Below are 9,327 nucleotides of genomic sequence, written 5' to 3' on the forward strand. Positions count from 1 at the left end.
AGATCGAGTCCGTGCTGCTGACCCACCCGGAGGTGGTCCAGGCGGCGGTGGTCGCCCGTGAGGACTCGCCCGGCGACAAGCGCCTCGTCGCCTACATCGTCCCCGCGGACACTCTGGAGGCCCGGGTCGTCCGCGAGTTCCTCGCCGCGCGGCTGCCCGGTCATCTGGTCCCGGCCGCCGTCGTCACCCTCCCGGAACTCCCGTTGACCGCCAACGGCAAGCTCGACCGCAAGGCACTCCCCGCACCCGACTACCGGAGCGGCACCGGCGGTGGGCGCAGCAGTGTGACGGAGGAACTCCTCAGCTCGGCTTTCGCTCACGTACTGGGGTTGGACTCGGTCGGATCCGACGAAGGCTTCTTCGAACTGGGCGGGCACTCGCTGCTCGCGGTGCGCCTGGTGTCCCGGATCCGTGCGGTGCTGGGCGTCGAGGTGTCGCTGCGGACACTGTTCGAGGCGCCCACCGTCGTCGCGCTCGCGTCGCGACTGGCAGAGCAGGGTGACATCCGGGCTCGTACGGCATTGCGGGCGGCGGCTGAGCGGCCGGAGCGGGTGCCGCTGTCGTACGCGCAGCGACGGCTGTGGTTCCTCGCCCAGCTCGAAGGACCGAGCCCCACGTACAACCTGCCGACGGTGATCCGCCTGAGCGAGGACGTGGACGCCGCCGTACTCGGCGCGGCGCTGCGGGATGTGATCGGGCGGCACGAGTCGCTGCGGACGGTGTTCCCGGCGGCGGACGGGGAGCCGTATCAGCGGATTCTCGACCCCGGGGACCTCGACTGGGAACTTCAGGTCACCGAGGTGGCGTCCGGTGACCTGGACGGGGCTGTGGCGGATGCGTCCGCGCACGCCTTCGACCTCTCGGCCGAACTGCCCATTCGTGCATGGCTGTTCGACCCTGCCCCGGACTCCCGGGTGCTGGTGGTCGTTGTGCACCACATCGCCACCGACGGCTGGTCGCGCGGTCCGCTGAGCCGGGATCTGGCGACCGCGTACGAGGCCCGGCGCCAGGGGCGGGCTCCGGCGTGGGAGCCCCTGCCGGTCCAGTACGCCGACTACACGCTGTGGCAGCGTGAACTCCTGGGCCGGGAGACGGACCCGGACAGCCTGCTGTCCGTCCAGGTCGACTACTGGCGGCGGACGCTGGCCGGCGCGCCGGAAGAGCTGGCCCTGCCGACGGACCGGCCGCGCCCGGCGGTCAGCAGCCATCGCGGCCACCGGGTGCCGGTACGGGCCTCGGCCGAGGTGCATCAGCGGCTGACGGAAGTGGCACGGGCCGAGGGCGTCACGGTGTTCATGGTCGTCCAGACCGCGTTGGCGATGCTGATGTCACGGCTAGGTGCCGGCACGGACATCTCGATCGGGTCGCCGATCGCGGGCCGTACGGATGAGGCGCTGGACGATCTGGTCGGGTTCTTCGTCAATACGCTGGTGATCCGGACGGATCTGTCCGGGGATCCGGAGTTCCGTGAGGTGCTGGGCCGGGTGCGGGAGGCGAGTCTCGGGGCGCTGGCCCATCAGGACGTGCCCTTCGAACGCCTCGTCGAGGAACTGGCCCCGGCGCGGTCCATGGCCCGGCATCCGCTGTTCCAGGTCATGCTGACGCTGCAGAACACCGAGGGGACCGCCTCCCCGCTTGGCGCCACAGGGCAGAGCGACGACGTACCGTCCTCCGGCTCGCAGGAACCCACACCCGTCACGGCCACGGCGGCGAGGTTCGATCTGGACGTCACACTGTCCGAGGTCTTCGACGACCGGGGGCATCCGGCAGGGGTGCGCGGCTTCGTCACGGGATCGACGGACCTGTTCGCGCCGCAGACCGTCACCAGGATGGCAGGCCTGTTCCTTCGGATGCTGGACAGGGTGACCGCCGTACCGAACGTCCGGCTGCACGCGGTCGAGGTCCTCGACGCACACGAGCGGCAGCAGATCCTCGCCAACTGGAACGACACGGCGGTGCCCATGCCGCAGGCGACGCTGCCCGAACTCTTCGAAGCCCAGGCGCGCCGGACTCCCGACGCCATCGCGGTGGTGTTCGAGGACACCGAGCTGACCTATGCGGAGCTGGACAGCCGTGCGGAGCGCGTCGCACGTCATCTGAGGGACCGGGGCGCGGGCCCGGAGACGGTGGTCGCGGTCGTCCTGGAGCGCGGCGTCGAGCTGATGGTCGCGCTGTGGGGCGTACTGAAGTCCGGGGCGGCCTATCTGCCGGTCGACCCGTCGTACCCGGCCGAGCGAGTGGCCCTGCTCCTGGAGGACGGGGCGCCGGTCGTCGTACTCGACGACGCCGAGACGGTCGCCCGGCTGTCGGTGGGCGACGAACTCCCGGGTACGGGTTCGGGATCCGCCGATGCCCGGCTGTCGGCGGGCGGGGACATCTCCGACATGGGTCCAGGATCCGCCGACGCCCCGCTCCCGTCGGCCGCCGACAACCCCTCCGGCATCCGTCCGGAACCCGCCCACCTCGACGGGCGTCACCCGGCGTACCTGCTGTACACATCGGGGTCGACAGGCCGCCCCAAGGGGGCGCTGATCTCGCACGACAGCATCGTCAACCGGCTGGTGTGGATGCGCGACCACTACCGTATCGGCGCCGGCGACCGGGTGATGCAGAAGACGCCGATGGTGTTCGACGTGTCGGTGTGGGAGCTGTTCTGCCCGCTGATCTCCGGGGCGACCCTGGTCCTGGCCCGCCCCGGCGGACACCGCGACCCGGGGTATGTGGCGGACCTCATCCGCGCGCAGCGGATCACCGTGCTGCACTTCGTGCCGTCCATGCTGGACGCGTTCCTGCTGCACACCGGTGCGGCCCGGCTGCCCAGCCTGCGGCATGTGGTGTGCAGCGGCGAGGCACTGTCACCAAAGACACAGGCCCGGTTCCACAGCGCGTTCACCGGTGTGGCCCTGCACAATCTCTACGGTCCCACCGAGGCCGCGGTGGACGTCACCGCCTGGGCCTGCGACCCGGCCCAGGACGACGGCCCGGTTCCCATCGGTGCTCCTGTCGCCCGGACCCGGGTGTACGTCCTGGACGACCATCTGGAGCCGGTGGCGCCCGGAGTGACCGGCGAACTCTATCTGGCCGGAGCACAGTTGGCGCGAGGGTACGCGAACCGTCCGGCGCTGACCGGTGAGCGGTTCGTGGCCGGCCCGTACGGGAGCCCGGGGGAGCGTATGTACCGCACCGGGGACCTGGTGAAATGGACGTACGACGGGCAGCTGCTCTTCATCGGACGCGCCGACGACCAGGTGAAGGTGCGCGGCTTCCGGGTCGAGCCCGGCGAGATCCAGGCCGTGCTGCTCACCCACCCGGACGTCACCCAGGCCGCCGTGATCGCCCGTGACGACGCCCTGGTCGCCTACGTCGTACCCACGAACCCGCACACAGCGGCGCAAGGGGACGCGGCGGACGCCGTACCCGCGGCCCCGCACACGGCGGCACAAGTGAACGCGGCCGGCGCGCAACTGGACGCGGCCGAGCTGCGCGAGCTGGTCGCCAGGCGGCTGCCGGACTACATGGTGCCTGCCGCGTTCGTCACGCTGCCGGAGCTGCCGCTGACCGTGAACGGCAAACTCGACCGCAAGGCGCTGCCCGCGCCCGAGTACGCGACGGGCGCGGGCCGGGCACCGGCCACCGTCCAGGAAGAGCTGCTGTGCACGGCCTTCGCCGAGGTACTCGGCGTCGGGGCGGCCGGCGTAGACGACGACTTCTTCCAGCTCGGCGGTCACTCCCTGCTCGCGGTACGCCTGCTGTCCCGGATCCGGGCCGTCCTCGGTGTAGAAGTGCCGCTGCGCACCCTGTTCGAGGCGCCGACCGTGGCCGCGCTGGCCGCCCGGCTCTCCGGGACGGACACGCACCGCGCCCGCACCCCGCTGCGGGCGGTGACCGAACGCCCTGAGCGGGTGCCGCTGTCGTTCGCGCAGCGACGCCTGTGGTTCCTCGACCAGCTCGAAGGAGCCGGACCCACCTACAACATCCCGGTCCCCGTCCGGCTCAGCGGCGACGTGGACGTCCCCGCGCTGGCGGCGGCCCTGCGCGATGTCATCGCCCGTCACGAGTCGCTGCGCACCGTGTTCCCGGCCGTGGACGGTGAGCCGTACCAGCACATCGTCGATCCCCAGGATCTGGACTGGGAGCTGCGGGTGTCCCGGGCCGAGCCCGGGGCACTCGCCGACGAGATCGCGCGCGCCGCCGGGTACACCTTCGACCTGTCGGCCGAACTGCCCATCCGCGCCTGGCTGTTCCAGTCCGGACCCGACACACACATCCTCATGGTGGTGGTGCACCACATCGCCACCGACGGCTGGTCGATGGGACCGATGGGCCGGGACCTGTCCACCGCCTACGCCGCCCGGGTGCGCGGCGAGGCCCCCGGCTGGGAACCGCTGCCCGTGCAGTACGCCGACTACACCCTCTGGCAGCGGCACCTGCTCGGCGACGAGTCCGACCCGGACAGCCTGCTGTCCGCCCAGGTCGACTACTGGCGCCGGACCCTGGCCGGCGCACCGGAGGAACTCACCCTGCCGATCGACCGGCCCCGCCCGGCGGTGGCCGGCCGCCACGCCCACCGCGTACCCCTGGAGGTGCCGGACACCGTCCACCGGCGGCTCGTCGAACTCGCCCGCGCCGAAGGCGTGACCACCTTCATGGTCCTCCAGGCCACACTCGCCGTGACCCTGTCCCGGCTCGGAGCCGGCCACGACATCCCCATCGGTTCGCCCATCGCCGGCCGTACCGACGAGGCCCTGGACGACCTGGTCGGCTTCTTCCTCAACACCCTCGTGATCCGCACCGACCTCTCCGGGGACCCGCACTTCCGGCAGGTACTCGGCCGGGTACGGGAAGCGAGCCTCGGAGCGCTCGCCCACCAGGACGTACCGTTCGAGCGGCTGGTCGAAGAGCTGGCGCCGTCCAGGGCCCTGGGACGCCACCCGCTGTTCCAGGTGATGCTGACCCTCCAGAACAACGAGCGCGCGGCCCTCACCCTGACCGGTGCACGCAGCGGCGGCGAAGGGGCCGCCCCCGACGCCTCGGCGATGGCGCCGGGCCGCTACGACTTCTTCGTGTCCGTCGGGGAGACCTTCGACGACCAAGGCCGTCCCGCCGGGCTGCGCGGCGCCGTGACGGTCACCGCCGACCTGTTCGACGCGCCGGCCGCGGACCGGATGGCCGGGCGGTTCCTGCGCGTGCTGGACGCTGTGACCGCGACTCCGGACCTGCGGCTGCACGAGGTCGACGTCCTCGGCGAACAGGAGCGCGAGCTGCTCCTCGCGGGCGGCGGCACGCCGACGGCACCCGGCCGCCGGCCGACCGTCGTCGAACAGTTCCAGGAGCGTGCCGCGGCCGACCCCGACGCCATCGCCCTGGTCGCGGACGGCGCCCAGGTGTCGTACGGCAGCCTGGACGCGGCGACGGACCGGCTCGCCCACCGTCTGCGCGACCTCGGGATCGGCCCGGAGAGCGTTGTGGGCCTGTGCCTGCCGCGCGGCCTGCGGACGATCACCGCGATCCTCGCGACCTGGAAGGCCGGCGCGGCCTACCTGCCGATCGACCCCCACCTCCCGGCCGACCGGATCGCCTTCATGCTGACCGACAGCGGCACCCGGCTGGTCCTCACCGCGGGCAGCGGCGCGCGCGAGGCGACCGGGACGGAAGCGGGTGAGCGGGCCGACGCGCTGGCCGGCGTACCGGTGATGTCCCTGGACACCCCGACGCCACCGACCGAGCAGCCGGAGCAGCCCGCCCCCCGGGTGACGGCCGCCCCCACTCAGCTCGCCTACGTGATCTACACCTCGGGATCGACGGGCACACCCAAGGGCGTGGCCGTCACCCAGGGAGGACTCACCGACTATGTGACCTCCGCGTCGGCCCGACTCGGCTGGTCAGCGGCGGGAGCACGGTACGCGCTGCTCCAGCCACAGGTCACGGACCTCGGGAACACCGTCCTGTTCCTCAGCCTCATCAGCGGCGGCCAACTCCACATCCTGGACGAAGCCATGGTCATGGATGCCGAAGCGGTCGCCCACTACCTGCACGAACACCGTATCGACCATCTCAAGGCGGTGCCCTCGCACCTGACCGCGCTCTCCGCCGCGACCGGCGTACAGAGGATCCTGCCGGCCCGCTCACTGGTCCTCGGCGGCGAAGCCGCCCCGGCCCCCTGGGTGAGCGAACTCGTACGGGAGGCCGGTGACCGCGCGATCCACAACCACTACGGGCCGACCGAGACCACCATCGGGATCGCCACCACCCCCCTGACCCCCGAAACAGACGACGCGGGGGTGGTACCGATCGGGACGCCGCTCGACGGCAACCACCTCTACGTCCTGGACGACACACTCGCCCCGGTCCCCATCGGTGTCGTCGGCGAACTGTACGCGGCGGGCGGACAGCTGGCCCGCGGCTATGTGGGCAGCCCCGCCGCGACCGGCCAACGGTTCGTGGCCTGCCCGTACGCTTCCGCCGGTGAGCGGATGTACCGCACCGGGGACCTGGTGAAACGGACGTCCGACGGGCAGTTGGTCTTCGTCGGACGCGCCGACACACAGGTGAAGGTACGCGGCTTCCGCATCGAACCCGCCGAGATCGAGGCCGCGCTGCTCAGCCACCCCGCGGTCGCCCGCGCCGCGGTGATCGCCCGCGCCGACACACCGGGAGACACCCGCCTGGTCGCCTACGTCGTCCCCGAGAAAGCCGACACAGGCGAGGCAGGCAGGGCGGGCGAGGCAGCAGCCGGCGATGGCGACGCGGAAACGGCACACGGCCCCGGCGGCGAGCAAGGCGCCGCCGCCCTCCGCCGACACCTCACCCGCCTGCTGCCCGACCACATGGTTCCCGCGGCCATCGTCCCGCTGCCCGAACTACCGCTGACGGCCAGCGGAAAACTCGACCGCAAGGCGCTCCCCGCTCCTGGGCACACGGCGGCCGGCACGACCCGACGCGAGCCCGCGAACGAGAAGGAAGCGGTCCTCTGCGAAGTGTTCGCCGAAGTCCTCGAACAGGACTCGGTCGGGGTGGACGACAGCTTCTTCGACCTGGGCGGACACTCACTGCTCGCCATCAGACTGCTGTCCCGCATCCGCGCCAGGCTAGGCGTGGAAGTCAAGATCCGAACCCTCTTCGAGGCGCCGACCCCGGCGGCGCTGGCGGCGAAGTTGGGCACTCAGAAGTCGGCTCGGCCGGCGTTGCGTCCCATGCGTAAGGAGAACGAGCGATGATTCCGTTGTCGTATGCGCAGCGGCGGCTGTGGTTCCTGAGCCGGCTTGAGGGCCCGACCCCCACCTACAACCTTCCGCTGGTCGTCACCCTCACCGGGGACCTGGACGTCGAGGCACTCGACGCCGCGCTGCGGGACGTCATCGTCCGCCATGAATCGCTGCGCACCCTATTCAAGGTCGCCGACGGCGAGCCTTACCAGCACATCCTGGCGCCGGAAGAACTGGACTGGGAACTTCAGGTGCACAGCGTCGCCCCAGGCGAACTGGCCGGAGCGGCGGAAGAGGTGGCCTGGACCGGCTTCGACCTGTCGGCCGAGATCCCGATCCGCGCGTGGCTGCTGCTGACGGACGGTGACACCGGGCCGGGCGCGGAGGGCGGTGGCCTGCTCGTTCTCTCGGTCCATCACATCGCCGGCGACGGCTGGTCGATGGCACCCCTCGCCCGTGATGTGTCGACGGCCTACGCGGCCCGGCTCCGTGGCGAGGCCCCCGGCTGGGAGCCGCTGCCGGTGCAGTACGCCGACTACACCCTCTGGCAGCGCCAGCTCCTCGGGGATGCCGAGAACCCCGACAGCCTTCTGTCCGGGCAGGTCGAGTACTGGCGGCGGACGCTGGCGGGCGCGCCGGAGGAGCTGCCCCTGCCCGTGGACCGGCCCCGTCCGGCCGCCCCCGGCCACCGCGGCCACCGGGTCCCCCTGCATGTGCCCGCCGACGTCCACCGGCGCCTGACGGACCTGGCCCGCGAAGAGGGCGCCACCCTCTTCATGGTGGTCCAGGCCGCCCTGGCGGTACTGCTGTCGCGGCTCGGCGCCGGCACCGACATCCCCATCGGTTCGGCGGTCGCGGGCCGCACGGACGAGGCCCTCAACGACCTGGTCGGCTTCTTCGTCAACACCCTCGTCATCCGCACCGATCTGTCCGGCGACCCGGAGTTCCGGCAGGCGCTCCGCCGGGTACGGGACGCGAGCCTCGACGCCCTGGACTACCAGGACGTCCCCTTCGAACGATTGGTCGAAGAACTCGCCCCCTCCCGCTCCCTGAGCCGCAACCCGCTGTTCCAGGTCATGCTCACCGTCCAGAACACCCGCCGCACGGCGCTGGACCTGGCCGACGTACGGGCCGCGCGCGGCGGCCAGAACCTGGGCGAGCCGGTGATCGTACCGGCCAAGTTCGACCTTGAGATGGTCGTCGGCGAGCAGTTCGACGCCGAGGGGCGACCGGCCGGGCTGCGGGGGTCCCTGACCGCATCGGCGGACCTCTTCGACTCGGCTTCGGTGGAGGTGATCGCGGAGCGCTGGGCGCGGGTGCTGGCGGCCGTCACGGCGAGGCCGGAGGTACGTCTCGGCGCCGTTGACGTCCTTGACACGGATGAGCGGGACCGGCTGCTGGTCCAGTGGAACGACACGGCCGCCGACTCTGCCGACAGCACCGTAGTCGAGTCCTTCGAGCGGTGGGTTGCGTCGGCTCCGGACGCGGTGGCGGTGGTGAGTGAGGGCATCGAGCTGTCGTACGGGGAGCTGGATGCGGCGGCGAATCGGCTGGCGCAGTATCTGCGGGGTCGGGGGGTTGGGCCGGAGTCGGTGGTGGGGCTGCGGTTGCCGCGTGGCGCTGGGATGGTCACCGGGATTCTGGGTGTGTGGAAGGCGGGGGCGGCGTATCTGCCGATCGATACTCAACTGCCCGGTGAGCGGGTTGAGTTCATGCTCGCGGATGCGGGCGTGGGTGTGGTCGTCGGTCCAGAGGAGCTGGAGCAGCCGGGTGAGTCGGATGCGGCTCCCGGTGTTGCCGGTGATCTGGCGTATGTGATCTATACGTCGGGTTCGACGGGGACGCCGAAGGGTGTGGCGGTTTCCCATGGCTCGCTGGCGAACTTGGTGTCGGTGTTCGGGCCGGTGATGGGTGCTGGTCCTGGTGTGGGCGTCTTGCAGTTCGCCTCGTTCAGTTTCGATGCGTCGGTGCTGGATGTGGCGGTGGCGTTGTCGTCGGGTTCGGCGTTGTGGATCGCCAGTGATGAACAGCGGGAGCAGCCGCAGCGGTTGGCGGAGTTGGCGGGTGTTCGGGCCGCGAGTGTGGTGCCGTCGCTGCTTGGGGTGCTGGAGCCGGCTGATCT

1 protein-coding gene and 1 pseudogene are annotated in these 9,327 nt (G+C 71.4%); both read left to right on the forward strand.

Annotated elements, in window-relative coordinates; translation table 11 throughout:
• Positions 1 to 11: 11 nt before the first annotated feature.
• A pseudogene (locus tag ACZ562_RS38060) lies at positions 12 to 7,217 on the forward strand (amino acid adenylation domain-containing protein); the annotation flags it as partial.
• A partial coding sequence (locus ACZ562_RS38065; protein ID WP_471189242.1) for a condensation domain-containing protein occupies positions 7,214 to 9,327 on the forward strand: 2,114 nt, incomplete at its 3' end. The pseudogene ACZ562_RS38060 and the gene ACZ562_RS38065, both read left to right, overlap by 4 nt.

The organism is Streptomyces sp. NPDC040410, assembly GCF_055595715.1.